Consider the following 18,363-nt stretch of genomic DNA (forward strand, 5'->3'; position numbering starts at 1 on the left):
GTCAGTCCAGCAGCTCGTAGGCGGGCAGCGTGAGGAAGTCGACGTACTGGTCGTCGAGGACGAGGTCGGCCATGAGGCGGGCGGCGGGCTCGTAGTGCCCCGCGTACGGCGGGAGCGGCGCCTCCGCGCGGAGCGCCGCCACCTCCTCGTCGAGGACGGTTCGCACGAGCTCGTTCGTCATCGTGCGGCCGGTGTCGGCCAGCACCACGTCGTGCCGCAGCTGCTGCCACACCTGCGAGCGCGAGATCTCGGCGGTCGCGGCATCCTCCATCAGGCTGTGGAGTGCGACCGCCCCGTTGCCGGCCAGCCACGCCGCCGTGTACGCGACGCCCACCGAGAGGTTCGTGCGCAGGCCCGCCTCGGTGACCGCGCCGCCCGTCGCACCGACGTCGAGGAGCTGGGCGGCCGTGACCTCGACCTCGGGCCGCTGCCGGTCGAGCTGGTTCGGCCGATCGCCGAGCACCTCGTCGAAGACCTCGCGGCACACCGGTACGAGGTCGGGGTGCGCGACCCACGAGCCGTCGAACCCGTCCCCCGCCTCGCGCGTCTTGTCGGCGCGCACCTTCTCGAACGCGACGGCCGTGGCCTCGGGGTCGGCGCGGTTCGGCACGAACGCGGCCATGCCGCCCATGGCGACCGCACCGCGCCGGTGACAGGTCTTCACGAGGAGCTCGGTGTAGGCGCGCATGAAGGGCGCCGTCATCGACACCGACGCGCGGTCGGGGACGATGAACTCGGGCCCCGCGTCGCGGAACACCTTGATGATGCTGAACAGGTAGTCCCAGCGGCCGGCGTTGAGGCCCGAGGCGTGCTCGCGGAGCTCGTACAGGATCTCGTCCATCTCGAACGCGGCGGGGATGGTCTCGATGAGCACCGTGGCACGGATCGTGCCGGTCGGCAGCGTCATCCGCTCCTCGGCGAACGCGAACACGTCGTTCCAGAGACGCGCCTCGAGGTGGCTCTCGAGCTTCGGGAGGTAGTAGTACGGGCCCGCGTCGTGCTCGACGAGCGGGCGCGCGGCGTGCGCGAAGTGCAGCCCGAAGTCCACCAGCGACCCGGACGCCCGCTCGCCGTCGACGAGCACGTGCTTCTCCGGCAGGTGCCAGCCGCGCGGGCGTGTGACCACGGTCGGGCGGCGGACGTCGTCGCGGAGCGCGTACGCCTTTCCCTCGGGCGAGGTCCAGGCGAGCGTGCCGCGGGCCGCGTCGCGCAGGTTGCGCACGCTGCCGACGACGTTCTCCCAGGTCGGGCTCGACGCGTCCTCCAGGTCGGCGAGCCAGACCCGCGCGCCCGAGTTCAGCGCGTTGATCGCCATCTTCGGCGGCGACGCGGGGCCGGTGATCTCGACGCGGCGGTCGGCGAGCGCGGCGGGCGGCGGCGGCACCCGCCAGTCCGACTCGCGCACCTCGCGCGTCTCGGCGAGGAAGTCGAGCGGCTCGCCCCGCGCGATGCGCTCCCGGCGACCGCGGCGCGCGGCGAGCAGGTCTCGTCGCCGGGCGCCGAACCGGTGATGCAGTTCCTCGACGAACGCGAGCGCGTCGTCGGTCAGGATGTCGTCGTCGGAGACGCCGTCGACGCGGAGGATCTCGATGGACATGGGCTGCGCTCCCTTCCGCTCCCTTGCGGGGTGGTTGCTCCAGGCCTCGACCTCATCTTCGCGCAGAAGCGCGCGGGTCGGAACCGGCGTGCGCGCATGAGCGCGACCGGAGGCCGGGCCCGCGCGCGGCGTAGACTCCGGACAGAGGGAGCCAGGCATGGACATCGTCGTCACCGTCAACGGCCGGCCGAGGGATGCCTCGGGCATCGCGGCCTCCACCACCGCGCTCGACTGGCTCAGGTCGCTCGGCCTGATCGGCGCGAAGGAGGGCTGCGCCGAGGGCGAGTGCGGCGCGTGCGCCGTGCTGCTCGCCACGCCCGACGACGACGGCGGCACCGCATGGACCGCGGTCAACGCGTGCCTGATGCCCGCCGCGGCGCTCGACGGCCAGGAGGTGGTGACGGCCGAGGGCCTCGGCACCCCCGAGCGGATGCATCCCGTGCAGGCCGCCCTCGCGGAGGCGGGCGGGTCGCAGTGCGGGTACTGCACGCCCGGCTTCGCGTGCAGCATGGCGGCCGAGTTCTACCGGGCGAGGGGCGGGGCGGATGCCGCGGCATCCGTTCGCACCAGCGCCGACGGCGGCAACGGCGCCGCCGCCGGCGCCTCCGAGGCGCCCGCGGCCGAGCGCTTCGACCTCCACGCGTTGAGCGGCAACCTCTGCCGGTGCACCGGGTACCGGCCCATCCGCGACGCCGCGCTCGGCATGGAGGCGACGCCGGGGGCCGACGATCCGCTCGCGGAACGCCGCACCCGACCGGCACCCGCCGCCAGGGCGACGCGCCTCGCGGGCGAGGGCGGTCGATTCGTGCGCCCCGAGTCCCTCGACGAGGCGCTGGCCCTGCTGCACGTCGAGCCCGACGCCGTCCCGATCGCGGGATGCACCGACTGGGGCGTCGAGGCGAACCTCCGGGGTCGACGGGCGCCGCTCGTCGTCGCGATCGATCGGCTCCCGGAGCTCCGGGCCTTCGTCGAGGACGACGCCGGCGTCGACCTCGGGGCGGCGCTCACCCTGACCGAGATCGAGCACCGGCTCGGCGGGCGCGCACCGCTGCTCGCGGCGCTCTTCCCGCAGTTCGCGTCGCCGCTCATCCGCAACCGGGCCACGCTCGGCGGCAACCTCGGCACGGCCTCCCCGATCGGCGATGCGCCGCCCGCGCTGCTCGCCCTCGAGGCCAGGCTGGTGCTGGCCTCGCCCGACGGCGAGCGCGAGGTCGACCTCGCCGAGTACTTCACGGGATACCGCGAGACGGTCCGGCGCCCGGGCGAGCTCATCCGCACCATCCGGATCCCGCAGCCGACGGCCAACCTCACGGCGTTCCACAAGGTCGCCAAGCGCCGCTACGACGACATCTCGAGCGTCGCCGTGGCGTTCGCGATCGACCTCGACGAGGAACGCGGCACGGTGGCCTCCGCACGGATCGGGCTCGGCGGCGTCGCGGCGACGCCCATCCGGGCGCGCGCGACCGAGGCCGCGCTCGTCGGGCGCGAGTGGACTGAGGACGCCGTCCGGGAGGCGGCATCCGTGCTCGGCGGCGAGGGCACGCCCATGTCGGACCACCGGGCCAGTGCGGAGTACCGCGCGGCCATGCTCGAGCAGGCGCTGCTGCGGCTGCATCGCCGGACCGTGCGCGAGGGGGTGCCCGCATGAGCGAGCTCGGCCACCGTCCCGCCGGTGCCGTCGCCGGCACGCCCGTCGCGCACGAGAGCGCCCGGCTGCACGCCACGGGCACCGCCGTCTACACCGACGACCTGACGGCGACGCGGCGCGACGTGCTGACCGCGTGGCCGGTCACGTCGACGCACGCGCACGCGCGCGTGCGGCTCGATGTCGCGCCGGCGCTCGAGGTGCCGGGCGTCGTGCACGTGCTCACCGCCGACGACGTCCCGGGCGTCAACGACGGCGGTGCGAAGGGCGACGAGCCGCTCTTCCCCGACGAGGCGCAGTACCACGGCCACGCCCTCGCCTGGGTGCTCGGCGAGACCGCCGAGGCCGCACGGCTCGGAGCGGAGGCCGTCGGCGTCGACTACGAGGAGCTGCCCTCGATCGTGACCGTCGAGGAGGCCATCGCGGCCGGTTCGTTCCAGGGCATCGCGCCGACCGTGCGGCGCGGCGACGCGGCATCCGCCCTCGCCTCGGCGCCGCACGTGTTCGAGGGCGTGAGCGTCGTCGGCGGACAGGAGCACTTCTACCTCGAGACGCACGCGTCGTTCGCGCACGTGGACTCCGAGGGGCAGGTGTTCGTCGAGTCCAGCACGCAGCACCCGTCGGAGACGCAGGAGATCGTCGCCCACGTGCTCGGCGTGCCGAACCACCGGGTGACCGTGCAGTCGCTCCGCCTCGGCGGCGGGTTCGGCGGCAAGGAGATGCAGCCGCACGGCCTCGCCGCCGTCGCGGCGCTCGGCGCGGTGCGCACCGGCCGGCCGGTGCGGCTGCGCCTGACGCGCGCGCAGGACATGGTCATGACGGGCAAGCGGCACCCGTTCCACGCCACGTGGCGCGCGGGCTTCGACGACGACGGCCGCATCCTCGGCCTCGAGGCGACGCTCACCTCGAACGGCGGCTGGAGCCTCGACCTCTCCGACCCCGTGCTCGGGCGCGCGCTCTGCCACGTCGACAACGCCTACTGGATCCCCGACATCGAGGTGCACGGGCGCATCGCGCGCACGAACATCACCTCGCAGACCGCGTTCCGCGGCTTCGGCGGCCCGCAGGGCATGTTCGTGATCGAGGACGTCCTGGGCCGCGTCGCGCCGCTCCTCGGCATCGACGCGGCGGAGCTCCGCGAGCGCAACCTGTACCGGCCCGGGCAGACGACGCCCTACGGCATGGAGGTGCGCCACGCCGAGCGGCTCGGCGCCGCGTGGTCGCAGGTGCTCGACCAGGCCGGGTTCGCGCGGCGCCGCGACGAGATCGCGGCCGCGAACGCCGTCGACCCCGACGTCAAGCGCGGCCTCGCGATCACGCCCGTGAAGTTCGGCATCTCGTTCACCTTCACCGCCTACAACCAGGCCGGCGCGCTCGTGCACGTCTACCGCGACGGCTCGGTGCTCGTCAACCACGGCGGCACCGAGCTCGGGCAGGGCCTGCACACCAAGATGCTCCAGGTCGCGGCGACCGCGCTCGGCGTGCCGCTCGCGCAGGTGCGCCTCGCACCCACGCGCACCGACAAGGTGCCGAACACGTCGGCGACCGCGGCCTCCTCGGGTGCCGACCTCAACGGCGCCGCCGTGAAGCACGCGTGCGACCAGATCATCGCCCGGCTCCGGCCCGTGGCCGCGAACGTGCTCGGCGTCGACCAGTCCGAGGTGCGGTTCGAGGACGGCCGGGTGCACGGCGGCGACCCCGCGGCATCCGTGCTCTTCGGCGAGCTCGCGGCGACCGCGTACGCCGAGCGCGTGCAGCTCTTCGCCGCGGGCTACTACCGGACCGAGGGCCTCGGCTGGGACCCCGCGACGATGACCGGCACGCCGTTCAAGTACTTCGCCTACGGCGTGGCCGCGAGCGAGGTCGAGGTCGACGGCTTCACGGGCGCGACCCGGCTGCGACGCGTGGACATCGTGCACGACGTCGGCGACTCGCTGTCGCCGCTCATCGACCTCGGGCAGGTCGAGGGCGCGTTCATGCAGGGCGTGGGCTGGCTGACACTCGAGGAGCTGCGCTGGGACGAGACCGACGGCCCCGGTCGCGGGCGCCTGCTCACGCCGTCGGCGAGCACCTACAAGCTGCCGAGCTTCTCGGAGCTGCCCGACGAGCTCAACGTGCACTTCCTCGAGCGCGCGCACGAGGACGGCGCGATCTACGGCTCGAAGGCCGTCGGCGAGCCGCCGCTCATGCTGGCCTTCAGCGTGCGCGAGGCGATCCGCGAGGCGGTCGCGGCCTTCGGCCCGGCCGGGCACTCGGTCGAGCTCGCGGCGCCGTCGACGCCGGAGGCCGTGTTCTGGGCGATCGAGGCGGCACGTGAGGCGAGCCGTCAGGCCTCACCGGCTGCGCCGCCCGTGACGGATGCCGCGTCCCGCGCCGCGCACGCCGGGCGCGTGTCCGCCGAACGCTGACGGACGGGTGCCGATGGACTGGGTCGACGCCGTGCAGCGACTCCGGGCGGCGCGCACGCCCGCCGTGCTCGTGACGCTCGCGATGGTGCGCGGCCACGCGCCGCGGAACGGCGGCGCGAAGATGGTCGTCGCGCCCGACGAGGTCGTGGGAACCGTCGGCGGCGGCAACCTCGAGCAGACCGCGCTCGCGCGGGCGCGCGAGATGCTCGGCGCGGGCGCGGCGGAGCCCGAGCTGCTGACGCTCACCCTGAGCGACCGGGCCGCGGTCGACTACGGCGTGCAGTGCTGCGGAGGAGAGGTCACGATGCTGCTGGAACCCCTGCCGGTCGTGCCGGCCGTCGCGATCTTCGGCCTCGGGCACGTCGGGCTCGAGCTCGCGCGGATCCTCGCGAGGCATCCGATCGAACTCGACCTCGTCGACTCGCGCGAGGCGATGCTCTCGACGGATCGCGTCGGCGAACCCGGCGTCTCCGGGCCCCTCGCCGACGCGGTCGCCACGATCCGGGTCCACCACCTGCCCGTGCCCGAGGCGGCGCTCGCGGAGCTGCCGGCGGGCGCGCACGTGCTGGTCATGACGCACGACCACGCCGAGGACCTCGCGATCTGCGACGCCGCCCTGCGAACGCCGGGCCTCGCGTCGATCGGGCTCATCGGGTCGCGCTCCAAGTGGGCGCGCTTCCGCTCCCAGCTCGCCTCGGCGGGTCACGACGAAGGCGCGCTCGGCCGCATCGAGACGCCGATCGGCATCGACGGGATCCGCTCGAAGGAGCCCGCCGCGATCGCGGTGAGCGTCGCCGCCGAGCTGCTGCAGCGCGTCGAGCAGGAGGCGGGCGCGCCCACTGCCGCCCGTCGCACCTGACCCGGCTCGACGCCCGCGCGCCGGTGGAGTCCCGTACCGACGCCCGGTCCCGGTTCCGAAGCTCGGTCCCGAGACGGAAGCCAGGTTGCGTTCCGCGGCCTGGCCCCGGCTCCGAAACTCGGCCCCGGCTCCAAGACTCGGCCCCCGGACCGGTACGCGGCCCCGATTCCGCCGCCGGTTGCGTTCCGCCCGCTCGTTCCCGGTCACGGTCCCTCGTCGAGACGAGGGAGAAAGGTAGCCGCGGGATACCTTTCTCCCTCCCCTGCAAGCGAGACGGTCCGACCGGCAGCGCGACGACCTGCGAGATCGCGCCGGCGATCGGGGAGGGGCCGTCTGCGCGCGGGCGCGGCGGCTGACCGGCAGCGCGACGACCCGCGGGATCGCGCCGGCGATCGGGATCCGCGTCTACGCGCGCGGGCGCGCCGGCGGGGTGACGTGCGACTGGGCGAACGCGCGGTTGCGCTCGGCGATGACCGCGGCGCGGGCGAGGCGTTCGCGTTCGATCCGCTGGGCGAAGACCGTCCAGACGAGGAGGGCGGCTCCGGCCCCGACGAGCGCGCCGCCGATGGTGTCGGTGATCCAGTGGGCGCCGAGGTACGTGCGACTGATCGCCATGAGGAGCGTGTACACGGTGCCCGCGACCCAGACCCACGCGCGCGGCACGATGATGCCGATCGTGACCGCGATCGTCGCGGCGTTCGCGACGTGCCCGGACGGGAAGGAGCCGAAGTCGGAGAGCACGATGATGTCCTCGGGGCGGGCGCGGCCGAAGAGGTTCTTGAGCAGTTGCACGATGAGCGCGCTGACGGCCGATGCCGTGATGAAGTACAGCGCCGCCCAGGGCCGTCGGACGGCGAGCAGGATGACCGCGATCGTGATCGGCACGACGAACACGCCGATGATCCCGCCGCCGAGGGCGTTCATGCCGAAGGCGAAGAGGTCGCCGATCGGCCCGCGGAGCGTGAAGATGTCCTCGGCCCACTCCTCGTCGATCTCGAAGACCGTCTCGGAACGGAACAGGATCACGATGCCGAGCACCACGGCGATCACGAGCGAGGCGATGCCCGCGGCGAACGGCACGAACCGGCCGACGTGCTCGGTGCGCTCCTCGCGGGTGACCGGGTCGAGGCTGACGTCCGGGGCGCTCACGGGCCCGCGCGCGTCGACCGTCGAGTCGAGGTCGGGCGCGGTCCGGTCCGGTTCGCTCATGTCGACACGCTAGTCGCGCGGGCGCCGGGCGCCTGTGCACCGCCGCCGCGTGGCCCGAAGCCCGCGTCGAACGGCACCCGGGGCCGGGAGACGAGCGGATGCCGCGGCCGGCATGCGGCACGCGGCATCCGCCCCTCGTCCCGGTCAGTCGGTGAGCGCGGGGACCGTCCTCGGGCGCACGAGCAGCCACACCGAGGCGATCGCGACCACCGCGGCGCCGAGCATGAACACGGCCATCGGCACGGCGCTGTCGACGCCGAAGAGGCCGATGAGCGGCGAGATCACGCCCGCGAGGCCGAAGTTCAGCGCGCCGAGGAGCGACGCGGCGGTGCCGGCCTCCGCGCCGTGGTGCGCGAGGGCGAGCACCTGCACGGCGGGGAAGCTGAAGCCGCACGCGGTGATGTAGATCCACAGCGGGATGGCGGTGCCCCAGAACCCGGCGCCCGACGAGTCGAGCACGATGATGGCGATCGCCATCGCGGCGTGCACGACGGTCGCGCCCGCGAGCACGTACTGCGGGGGGACGGGTCCGCGGATCAGGCGCGACGAGGTCTGCACGCCGATGATGACGCCGACCGAGTTGACCGCGAAGAGCAGCCCGTACTCCTGCGGGCTGAACGCGTACACCTGCTGGAACAGGAACGATGACGTGGTCAGGTAGGCGAACAGCCCGGTGAAGGTCATGCCGCCGATGATCGCGGCGCCGAGGTAGATGCGGTCGCGGAAGAGCGCGCGGTAGCGCTCGCGCATCGACGAGTGGCCGGCGACGTGGCGGCGCGACTCGGGCAGGGTCTCGACGATCAGGAACGCGACCGAGAGCACCACGACGACGCCGTAGCCGGCGAGCACCCAGAACACGCCGCGCCAGTCCATGAACGCGAGCAGCTGCGAGCCGATGACGGGGGCGAGCACCGGCGCGAGGCCGTTGACGAGCGCGAGGCGCGAGAGCATGCGCACGAGCGGCTTGCCGCCGAACAGGTCGCGCACCATGGCCATCGCGACCACGCCGCCCGCGGCGGCGCCGAAGCCCTGCATGAGGCGGAAGAACGCGAGCCAGGCGATGTCGGGCGCGAGCGCGGCCGCGATCGACGCGGCGATGTGCAGCGCCGTCGCGAGGATCAGCGGGAGCCGGCGGCCCACCTTGTCGCTCCACGGGCCGACGATGAGCTGGCCGAGGCCGAAGCCGATCATGGTGCCGGTCAGCGTGATCTGCACGGCGGCCGCGCCCACGCCGAACTCGGACTCGAGCGCCGGGAAGGCGGGCAGGTAGAGGTCGACCGTGAACGGGCCGAGCGCGGTGAGGGCTCCCAGCACCAGGACGTAGACGAGCCGCTGGCGGCGGCTGAGCAGGTCGCCGGGGTGGCGGGGAGCGGAGTAGTCGTCCGGTCGGACGATGGGGATGGAGGCGGTGGACATAGGCGGTTCCCGAGGCGTGCTGGAGTGCGGTCGTGCGGAGGCGGCTGCGCTGGCGCACGCCGTCGGGCGCCGGGCGAACAGGAACGGCGCCCCGTGGGGCGCCGCCGGGAGCGATCTCGGCCGTCATGGCCTCGAATCGATTCGACTGAGGTTCGATCATAGCGCAGCGACCCCCGGTCGGCGCAAGCCGAACATCATTCGGGTTCCGGCCGCGAGCCCCCGAAGGTGGTCAGCCGGCGACGGAGAGCGGGTCGTCCAGGAGCCTCGCGAACGCGAGCTCGGCGGCGCCGATCATGAGGCGGTCCTCGCCGAGCGCGGCGACGACGACCTCCACGTCCTCCATCGCAGCGGGCATCGCCTGCGCGGCGACCGCGGCGCGGATGGCGTCGGGATCCTGCTCGGCGAGCGTCGCGAGGAACCCGCCGAGGATCACGAGCGAGGGGTTGAGGACGTTCACGGCGTTCGCGAGCGCCGTCGCGAGGATCCGGCGCTGGCGGTCGAGCTCGGCGGCGATCGCCGGGTCGCCGGCGTCGACGGCCGACCGGATGGCATCCGCCAGCGTCGGCTCGTCGGCCGACCGCAGCCCGAGGGCCTCGAGCAGCCGCGCCCGGCCGACCTCGTCCTCGAGCACGCCGCCATCGGCGCGGCGGTCCTCGGGCGCGGCGATGCCCGGCCGGTTCTGCCCGAACTCGCCCGCGTAGCCGCTGTGTCCGCCGACGGCGCGCCCATGCACGACGAGCCCGCCGCCGATGCCGCTCGCGCCGCCGTTCAGGTAGACGAGGTCGTCGACGCCGCGGCCCGCGCCGAACAGGTGCTCGGCGAGCGCGCCGAGGCTCGCGTCGTTGCCGACCGACGCCGGAAGCCCGGTGGCCTCCTCGACGAACTCGCGCACCGGCGCATCGCGCCACTCGAGGTGCGGTGCGAACCGCACGAGTCCGTCCGCTGCGCGGACGAGGCCCGGTACCGCGAGCCCGACGCCCGCGAACCGCGCGTGCGCGAGGTCGCCCTCGCGCCAGCGTCGGATGGCGTCGGCCACGAGCAGCGCGGTGCGCTCCGGCGTCACCAGGTCGTCGACCTCGATGCGCTCGCGGGCGTCGATGCGCCCGCCGAGCCCGACGGCGGCGAGCGTGACGGCGTCGACCTCGGGGTTCACGGCGACGGCGACGACGCCCGGGTGGGCGGCGACGACGGGCGACGGGCGACCGACGCGGTTGGTCGGGTCGGGCGCGCGCTCCTCGACGAGTCCGAGTTCGATGAGCTCGCCGGCGAGCGAGGCGACGGTCGAGCGGTTGAGTCCCGTGAGCGCGGTGATGCGCGCTCGGGAGAGCGGGCCCTCGAGATGTGCGAGCCCCAGGATCCGCGCGAGGTTGCGTCGATGCACCCCGTCGAAACTCCCGGTGCTTCCGTTGCGGTCGATCACGCGCACCACTCTAGGTTCGACGCGGCCGATCCGGATGCCGCATCGCCGTATTTGTTGCGCTTGACCGCATATCGATCCCGGCGTATCCTCATGACGTCCAGATCACTTTCGACGTTGTGGTCGAAATTTTCGAGAGGTTCGATGATGAACAGACGCAGCACCACGCGGCTCGTCACGCTCGCCGCGGCGACCGGGCTCGCCGTCGCCTCGCTCACCGGCTGCGCCGGCGGCGGTGGCGACGAGGGCGGCGACGGCGAGGTCACCCTCACCTGGTGGCACAACGGCACGACCGGCCCACTCCCCGAGGTCTGGGAGGAGGTCGCCACGGAGTTCGAGGAGGCGCACCCCGGCGTCACGGTCGAGCAGACCGGCTACCAGAACGAGGACCTGCAGCGCACGCTCATCCCCAACGCCCTCGCCGCGGGCGACCCGCCCGACCTCTTCCAGGTCTGGCCCGGCGGCGAGCTGCGCGACCAGGTCGAGAACGGCTACCTGATGCCGCTCGACGACGTCATCCCCGACACGATCGACAGCGTCGGCGCGACGGTCAACCCGTGGCAGGTCGAGGGCGCCACGTACGGCATCCCGTTCACGTTCGGCATCGAGGGCTTCTGGTACAACACCGACCTCTTCGAGCAGGCCGGCATCGACGCGCCGCCGACCACGCTCGACGAGCTCATCGACGACGTCGGCGCGCTCCGCGAGGCGGGCATCACCCCCATCGCCGTCGGCGCGGGCGACAAGTGGCCGGCCGCGCACTGGTGGTACCAGTTCGCCCTCCACTCCTGCTCGCCCGAGACGCTCCAGGCCGCCGAGACCGAGTTCGACTTCAGCGACGACTGCTGGGTCGAGGCGGGCGAGCAGCTCGAGGACTTCCTCGGCATCGACCCGTTCCAGGAGGGCTTCCTCGGCACACCCGCCCAGCAGGGCGCCGGCAGCTCGGCCGGCCTCGTCGCGAACGGCCAGGCGGCCATGGAGCTCATGGGCCACTGGAACGCCGGCGTCATCGGCGGGCTCACGCCCGACCAGCAGGTGCCCGAGTTCCTCGGCTGGTTCCCGTTCCCCGGCATCGAGGGTGCGGCGGGCGACCCGACGGCGGCGCTCGGCGGCGGCGACGGCTTCGCCTGCTCCGCGGAGGCCCCGCCGGAGTGCGCCGAGCTCCTGGAGTTCATCATGAGCGAGGACGTCCAGGCGAAGTTCGCCGCGAGCGGCGCCGGCATCCCCACCGTCCCCGCCGCGACGAGCTCGCTCGAGGACCCGAACCTGACGCTCGTCGCCGAGGGCCTCGCGGCCTCGTCGTTCGTGCAGCTCTGGCTCGACACCGCCTTCGGCACGACCGTCGGCAACGCCATGAACGACGGCATCGTCAACCTCTTCGGCGGCTCCGGCACGCCCGACGAGATCGTCACGAAGATGCAGGACGCTGCGGCGACGCTCTGATGACCGCAACGCTCCAGCCGGCCGGGCCCGCGACCACCGCGGGCCCGGCCCCCACCCCGGGACGACGGCGACCGCGATCGAGCGCGGCGCGCCAGCGCATCGAGATCGTCCTGCTCGTGGGCCCCGCCCTGATCCTGTTCCTCGGCTTCGTGATCCTGCCGGTGATCCTCGCCGCGGTCTACAGCCTCTACAACCTGCCCCCGGCGTTCCGATGGGAGCAGCTCGCCGAGCCCGACCGGTTCATCGGCCTCGCCAACTACCAGCGGGCGTTCGACTCCCCCGAGTTCGTCCGCGCGATCGGCAACAACTTCATCATCCTGTTCGCGTCGCTGCTCATCCAGGGCCCGCTCGCGATCGGCATCGCGCTGCTGCTGAACCGCCCGCTCCGCGGCCGGACGGCGCTCCGCCTCCTGATCTTCGTCCCCTACGTCCTCGCCGAGGTCATCGCGGGCCTCGCGTGGAAGCTCCTCCTGCAGCCCTCGGGCGGCGTGAACGCGATGCTCGAGTCGCTCGGGCTCGGGTTCCTGCAGCAGAACTGGCTCGCCGACCCGAGCATCGCGCTCTGGACCCTGTTCTGGATCCTCACGTGGAAGTACCTCGGCTTCGCGATCATCCTCATGCTCGCGGGCCTGCAGGGCGTGCCCGAGGAGCTCGCCGAGGCCGCCGCGATCGACGGCGCGAGCTGGTGGCAGATCCAGCGGCACATCACGATCCCCCTGCTCGGTCCGACGATCCGGATCTGGGCGTTCCTGTCGATGATCGGCGCCCTCCAGCTGTTCGACATGGTGTGGGTCACCGTCGCGCCGACCGTGCGCGGCATGGCCACCGAGACCATGGCGACCTACATGGTGCAGCAGGGCCAGTTCGCCGGCCAGCCGGGCTACGGCAGCGCCATCGCCGTCATCCTCTTCTTCATCTCGCTCGCCGTGGCGCTGATCTACCAGCGCCTGGCCCTCCGCCGCGACCTCGCCGGCGCCGTCACCCGAGGAGTCCGCTGACATGACCGCGACCACCTCCATCACCACGGGGCGACCCGCGGACGACCTGCCACCGCGCCGCACCGCCGGCCGCGGCATCGACTGGGGCCAGCCGTTCGTCTACCTCGTCGCGCTCGTGGTCGCCGCGGTCGCGATCGGCCCCGTGCTCTACGTCTTCCTCGGCGGGTTCCGCACGACCGCCGACCTGAATGCCGACCCGGCGGGCCTGCCCGACCCGTGGACCCTCGCGAACTGGGCGAGCGTGCTCGGCTCCGAGCGGTTCTGGGGCAACGTGCTCGCGAGCGTCATCCTCGCCGTCGGCACCACCGCGGGCGTCGTGATCGTCGGCATCATGGCCGCGTTCGTGATCGCACGCTACGACTTCCGTGGGCGCCAGGGCCTCTACACGCTCTTCACCGCCGGGCTGATGTTCCCGCTCACGGTCGCCGCGCTGCCGCTCACGCTGCTGCTGCGCACCCTCGGGCTGCACGGCTCGTACCTCGGCGTGATCATCCCGTCGATCGCGTTCGCGCTGCCGACGACGATCATCATCCTCGTGCCGTTCCTCCGAGCCATCCCCGACGAGCTCGAGGAGGCCGCCTCGATCGACGGCACGAGCCGCATCGGGTTCTTCTGGCGGATCCTCCTGCCGCTGTCGATGCCCGGACTCGTCACGGTCGGCGTGCTGGCGTTCGTCGGCAGCTGGAACGGCTACCTGCTGCCGCTGCTCGTGATCTCGACGGGCACGCTCCCGCAGGAGCTCTGGCCGCTTCCGCTCGGCGTCACGCAGTTCTCGACGCAGTACTCGCAGGACACGGCGGCGGTGCTCGCGTACACGTCGCTCGCGATGATCCCGGCGCTGGCGTTCTTCCTCGTCGCCGAGCGACGCATCGTCGGCGGCCTGCAGGGGGCGGTGAAGGGATGACCGCCATCGATCCGCAGACCCCGGTGACGGATGCCGCGTGGCGCGACGCCGCGCGTCCGATCGACGAGCGCGTCGCGGCACTCATGGCCGAGATGACGCTCGACGAGAAGCTCGCGCAGCTCTACGGCGTCTGGGTCGGCGCGTCCGAAGACGGCGGCGGCGACGTCGCCCCGCACCAGCACGACCTGAACGACGACGTCGACCTCGACGCGCTGCTCCCCTCGGGGCTCGGCCAGGTCACGCGGCCGTTCGGCACGGCCCCCGTCGACGCGGCGGTCGGCGCGCTCTCGCTCGCGCGCATGCAACGGCGGATCGCCGGCGCGAACCGCCTCGGCGTCCCCGCGGTCGCGCACGAGGAGTGCCTCGCGGGATTCGCCGCGTGGGGCGCCACCGCGTACCCGGTGCCGTTGTCGTGGGGCGCGTCGTTCGACCCGGTGCTCGTCGAGCGGATGGCGCGCCGCATCGGCGCCGACCTGCGCTCGGTGGGCGTGCACCAGGGCCTCGCACCCGTGCTCGACGTCGTCCGCGACGCGCGCTGGGGCCGCGTCGAGGAGACCATCGGCGAGGACCCGTACCTCGTGGCGACGGTGGGCACGGCGTACGTGCGCGGGCTCGAGGCATCCGGCGTCGTCGCGACCCTGAAGCACTTCGTCGGGTACTCGGCCTCGAAGGCCGGGCGAAACCTCGCGCCCGTCTCGATCGGGCCGCGCGAGCTCGGCGACGTGCTGCTGCCGCCCTTCGAGATGGCCGTCCGCGAGGGCGGCGCCCGCAGCGTCATGAACTCGTACTCCGACCTCGACGGCGTGCCGTCGGCGGCCGACCGGTGGCTGCTCACGGAGCTGCTGCGCGAGACGTGGGGCTTCGACGGCACGGTCGTCGCCGACTACTTCGCGGTCGCGTTCCTGAAGCTGCTCCACGGCGTCGCCGACACGTGGGCGGATGCCGCGGCCGCGGCGCTCGAGGCGGGCATCGACGTCGAGCTGCCCACGGTCAAGGGATTCGGCGAGCCCTTGCGGGCGGCGGTCGAGGCGGGCGCGGTGGATGTCGCGCTCGTCGACACCGCGCTCCGCCGCGTGCTGCGGCAGAAGGCCGAGCTCGGCCTGCTCGACGCCTCCTGGTCGCCCGTGCCGCCCGCGCTCGCGGGGCTCGGGCTCGCCGACGCCGACCTCGCGGACGCCGACACGGCGCACGCGGATCGGCTCCGCGGCCGCATCGACCTCGACCCGCCCGGCAACCGCGCGCTCGCGCGCGAGCTCGCCGAGCGCGCCGTCGTGCTCGTCCGGAACGACGGCACGCTGCCGCTCGCGGCACCTCCCGTGATCGCGGTGATCGGACCGAACGCCGACGACCCGTACGCGATGCTCGGCTGCTACTCGTTCCCGACGCACGTCGTGACCCAGCACCCGGGCGTCGAGCTCGGCATCCGCATCCCGACCCTGCTCGATGCGCTCCGCGCCGAGTTCCCGGGCAGCGAGATCCGGCACGCGGTCGGCACGAGCGTGGACGGCGGCGACACCGACGGCGTCGCCGAGGCGGTCGGGCTCGCGGCATCCGCCGACGTCGTCGTGCTCGCGCTCGGCGACCGGGCCGGGCTCTTCGGCCGAGGGACGAGCGGCGAGGGCTGCGACGCCGAGTCGCTCGCGCTGCCGGGTGCCCAGCAGGCGCTCGTCGACGCCGTGCTCGACACCGGGACGCCAACGGTGCTCACCCTGCTCGCCGGGCGACCGTACGCGCTCGGGCGCGCGGCATCCGAGTCGGCGGGCATCGTGCAGGCGTTCTTCGCCGGCGAGGAGGGTGCCGGGGCCATCGCGGGCGTGCTCAGCGGCCGGGTGAACCCGAGCGGGCGCCTGCCCGTGTCGATCCCGGCGACGCCCGGCGCGCAGCCGACGACGTACCTCGCGCCGCCGCTCGCGCGGGCGAGCGACGTCTCGAACGTCGACCCGACGGCGGCCTTCCCCTTCGGCCACGGGCTCGGGTACACGACGTTCGAGTGGTCGTCGTTCTCGGGCGACGAGGCGTCGACCACGACGGATGGCGCGGCCACCGTGCGGCTGCGCGTGCGCAACGCCGGCGACCGCGCCGGCTCCGAGGTCGTGCAGCTCTACCTGCACGACCCGGTCGCGTCGGTCGTGCGGCCGGTGCAGCGGCTCGTCGGCTTCGCGCGGGTCGCGCTCGAACCGGGTGCGGCCGTCGAGGTCGCGTTCACGGTGCCCGCCGACCTCGCGTCGTTCACGTCGCGCTCCGGCGAGCGCATCGTCGAGCCCGGCGAGGTCGTGCTCTCGGTGGGGCGGTCGAGCGGCGACCTGGTGGCTGCGCACACCGTGCGGCTCGACGGCCCGGTGCGCGTCGTCGACCACCGACGGGCGCTGCACCCGGCGGTCGCGATCGAGCGGGAGACCGCCTGACCTCCGCGCCGGCCGGTCCTCGGGATCGGCCGGCGCGATGTCGGATGCGTGCGGCACACTCGAACCGACCCGAGAGGAGCCGCGCATGAGCACCCACGTGACGCCGGTCGACCCCGACGAACTCCCCACCAGCCCCGCGTTCGCCCAGGGCATGATCGCACCGGCCGGTCCACTGCTCTTCGTCGGCGGCCAGAACGGCACGGATGCCTCGGGCACCCTGCTGAAGGGCCTCCGCGCGCAGACCGAGCAGGCGCTCCGGAACGTGCTCGCCGTGCTCGCCGCGGCGGGCACCGGGCCCGAGCACGTCGCGAAGCTCACGATCCACCTCGCGCCCGGCATCGACCCCGCCGACGGCTTCGCCGCGAGCGCGGCCGTCTGGGGCGCGAACCGCACGGCGGTGACCGTCCTCATGGTCGCCCCGGCACGGCCGGGCGCCCTGGTCGAGGTCGACGCGATCGCCGCGATCCCGGTCGGCGAGTAGCGCCCGGGCAGGACCACGACCGAGCCCGATCGTCGCCCGGGATCCGCGTGCGCACACGGTAGCGTGGCGATGCACGCGACGGAGCGACGAGGAGAACGATGAGCACGGAGTCCATGCCGAGAACCGTGATCTGGTGGGGCGTCGCCATCACCTTGGCCGGTAGCCTGCTCGTCGCGACCGCGCCGCACGCTCTCACGGCCTGGTGGGGCGTGAACACGGCCGAGTGGAGTGCGGCGACCGCCGTGTTCGAGGTCGTCCTCGCGATCGCTCGAACCACGCTCGCACCGCTCGGCGCCGCGCTCATCGCCGCCGGCCTGGTGATGCTCTACGTCGACCGTCGCCTGCGCGGCGATCGGATCGCCGATCGCCCGCACCGGTGGCGCTTCCCGAGCGCGGAGGAGGCCGAGCGGTGACGAGCGATCATCACACGGCCGGCGGCAGCCGCGCCGTCCTGCACGGCTCGTTCGCGTTGTCGCTGTCGCGACGGGAGGCGTTCCGGCTGTTCACGGCGCGCGGCGAGGAATTCTGGGTGCCCGGCTGGGTGCCGCGGTTCTTCGTCGAGGGTGCGGACGACCTCGAGGTCGGCACGGTGTGGCAGACGCAGGACGACGACGGCCGCCCGACGACCTGGGTCGTCCTCGATTGCGAACCGGCCGCGTCCGTGCGGTACGCGCGAGTCGCGGAGGGGTGGACGGCCGGCACCGTGGCCGTTGAGTTCACCGAGACCAGCGACGGGTGCGTCGTGCACGTCGCGTACGACCTCACCTCGATGACGACGGATGCCGCGGCCGATCTGGCGCGGTTCGCCGACGGGTGCGCCGACTACCTCGCCGAGTGGCGCGCGACGATCCTCGACCACCTGGCGTCGGGCGGCGCGATGCCCGACCCCGTCTGACCCGATCCTCGCAGTCGCTCGATCGTCCTCAGGCCTCGATGTCGTCGAGCCGCGCGATCACGACCTCGAGCAGGCGCGCGAGCTCACCGCGCTCGGCATCGCCGAGATCCTGCAGCACGTCGGACTCGACGACGTCGGAACTGCGGATCGCGAGGCTGAACAGCTCCCACCCGCCGTCGGTGAGCCTCACGAGGATCCGCGTGCGGTTCTCGGCGTCGGGCGAGCGCTCGACGAGCCCGCGCTCGACGAGCTTGTCGAGGCGGTGCGTCATCGACGAGGGCGCCACGTTCGTGAGGTCGGCGAGCTGGCTCGGGGTGAGCGCGCCGCCGTCCTTCGCGAGCGTCGCGACGACCGCCCACTCCCCCGCGGTGACGTCGAGGTCGGCGAGCTGCCGGGCGTACCACTGGTCGAGCTTCTTCGAGAGGCTCTGCACCGCGGTGATCACGCGCTGCACCGACTCCTCGCCGCCCGCGGCCACGTAGGCCGCGACCGCCCTGCGGTGCTGCTCGGCCGCACTCGGCCCGCGTCTCGCCATGCGGGAATTCTCGCACACCTCTTTCGGTTGCTAAGATTTCGATATCGAAGTATTCGACACCGAAGCCACCTGCGGCGACGGTGTCGCCGCGGCGACCGGCCGCGGCATCCGTCATCGACCGTTCGACGGTCGACCACGCGAAAGGAGTGCG

Annotated in this window: 15 protein-coding genes; 10 read left to right on the plus strand and 5 right to left on the minus strand. The window is 73.5% G+C overall.

Features of this window, described 5'->3' with window-relative positions; all coding sequences use genetic code 11:
- Window position 1: 1 nt before the first annotated feature.
- The gene (aceB, locus tag GLX25_RS11960) at window positions 2-1,597 is read right to left on the minus strand and encodes a malate synthase A (protein ID WP_155842686.1); all 1,596 of its coding nucleotides are present in this window, start codon (window positions 1,595-1,597) and stop codon (window positions 2-4) included.
- Between the two features lie 157 nt (window positions 1,598-1,754).
- On the opposite strand from aceB, the gene GLX25_RS11965 reads away from it, so the two are divergent.
- The 3 genes from GLX25_RS11965 to xdhC are packed head-to-tail and all read left to right on the plus strand — an operon-like array spanning window position 1,755 to window position 6,509.
- Window positions 1,755-3,245, plus strand: a complete 1,491-nt coding sequence (locus tag GLX25_RS11965; protein WP_155842687.1) for a xanthine dehydrogenase small subunit — start codon at window positions 1,755-1,757, stop codon at window positions 3,243-3,245.
- Window positions 3,242-5,650, plus strand: coding sequence for a xanthine dehydrogenase molybdopterin binding subunit (gene xdhB / locus GLX25_RS11970; protein ID WP_155842688.1), 2,409 nt, complete (start codon window positions 3,242-3,244; stop codon window positions 5,648-5,650). The genes GLX25_RS11965 and xdhB overlap by 4 nt, the downstream gene beginning before the upstream one ends.
- Window positions 5,651-5,663: 13 nt before the next feature.
- The gene (gene xdhC, locus GLX25_RS11975) at window positions 5,664-6,509 is read left to right on the plus strand and encodes a xanthine dehydrogenase accessory protein XdhC (protein ID WP_155842689.1); all 846 of its coding nucleotides are present in this window, start codon (window positions 5,664-5,666) and stop codon (window positions 6,507-6,509) included.
- 405 nt (window positions 6,510-6,914) lie between these two features.
- Here the strand turns inward: xdhC and GLX25_RS11980 are convergent, their stop codons facing one another.
- The 3 genes from GLX25_RS11980 to GLX25_RS11990 form a co-directional block, all read right to left on the minus strand.
- Window positions 6,915-7,718, minus strand: a complete 804-nt coding sequence (locus GLX25_RS11980) for a phosphatase PAP2 family protein (protein ID WP_155842690.1) — start codon at window positions 7,716-7,718, stop codon at window positions 6,915-6,917.
- 144 nt (window positions 7,719-7,862) lie between these two features.
- Window positions 7,863-9,134 carry a multidrug effflux MFS transporter gene (locus GLX25_RS11985; RefSeq protein WP_155842691.1) on the minus strand — a complete coding sequence of 424 codons (1,272 nt, stop codon included), beginning with the start codon at window positions 9,132-9,134 and terminating at the stop codon, window positions 7,863-7,865.
- Between the two features lie 229 nt (window positions 9,135-9,363).
- Window positions 9,364-10,554: an ROK family transcriptional regulator gene (locus GLX25_RS11990; RefSeq protein WP_420837654.1), complete on the minus strand. Its 1,191-nt coding sequence runs from the start codon at window positions 10,552-10,554 to the stop codon at window positions 9,364-9,366.
- Window positions 10,555-10,698: 144 nt separating this feature from the next.
- Here GLX25_RS11990 and GLX25_RS12000 point away from each other — a divergent pair, with 144 nt between their 5' ends.
- The 7 genes from GLX25_RS12000 to GLX25_RS12030 all read left to right on the plus strand — a co-directional run bounded on the left by GLX25_RS12000 (window position 10,699) and on the right by GLX25_RS12030 (window position 17,677).
- A complete protein-coding gene (locus GLX25_RS12000; protein WP_155842693.1) occupies window positions 10,699-11,994 on the plus strand; it encodes an ABC transporter substrate-binding protein in 1,296 nt (431 codons plus the stop codon).
- Window positions 11,994-12,992: a carbohydrate ABC transporter permease gene (locus GLX25_RS12005; RefSeq protein ID WP_155842694.1), complete on the plus strand. Its 999-nt coding sequence runs from the start codon at window positions 11,994-11,996 to the stop codon at window positions 12,990-12,992. The genes GLX25_RS12000 and GLX25_RS12005 overlap by 1 nt, the downstream gene beginning before the upstream one ends.
- Window position 12,993: 1 nt before the next feature.
- Window positions 12,994-13,896 (plus strand): carbohydrate ABC transporter permease, encoded by a 903-nt coding sequence (locus GLX25_RS12010; protein WP_155842695.1) that lies wholly within the window; start codon window positions 12,994-12,996, stop codon window positions 13,894-13,896.
- Window positions 13,893-16,301, plus strand: a complete 2,409-nt coding sequence (locus tag GLX25_RS12015) for a beta-xylosidase/alpha-l-arabinosidase (RefSeq protein ID WP_155842696.1) — start codon at window positions 13,893-13,895, stop codon at window positions 16,299-16,301. Before GLX25_RS12010 ends, GLX25_RS12015 begins: the two co-directional genes overlap by 4 nt.
- Window positions 16,302-16,386: 85 nt before the next feature.
- On the plus strand, window positions 16,387-16,782 hold the full coding sequence (locus tag GLX25_RS12020; RefSeq protein ID WP_155842697.1) for a RidA family protein: 396 nt from the start codon (window positions 16,387-16,389) through the stop codon (window positions 16,780-16,782).
- 98 nt (window positions 16,783-16,880) lie between these two features.
- Window positions 16,881-17,195 (plus strand): hypothetical protein, encoded by a 315-nt coding sequence (locus GLX25_RS12025; protein WP_155842698.1) that lies wholly within the window; start codon window positions 16,881-16,883, stop codon window positions 17,193-17,195.
- The gene (locus GLX25_RS12030) at window positions 17,192-17,677 is read left to right on the plus strand and encodes an SRPBCC family protein (protein WP_155842699.1); all 486 of its coding nucleotides are present in this window, start codon (window positions 17,192-17,194) and stop codon (window positions 17,675-17,677) included. The genes GLX25_RS12025 and GLX25_RS12030 overlap by 4 nt, the downstream gene beginning before the upstream one ends.
- A 28-nt stretch (window positions 17,678-17,705) precedes the next feature.
- Here the strand turns inward: GLX25_RS12030 and GLX25_RS12035 are convergent, their stop codons facing one another.
- A complete protein-coding gene (locus tag GLX25_RS12035) occupies window positions 17,706-18,212 on the minus strand; it encodes a MarR family winged helix-turn-helix transcriptional regulator (protein WP_155842700.1) in 507 nt (168 codons plus the stop codon).
- Between the last annotated feature and the right edge of the window lie 151 nt (window positions 18,213-18,363).

The sequence above is a fragment of the Agromyces luteolus genome (assembly GCF_009729855.1).
Lineage (GTDB): Bacteria > Actinomycetota > Actinomycetes > Actinomycetales > Microbacteriaceae > Agromyces > Agromyces luteolus.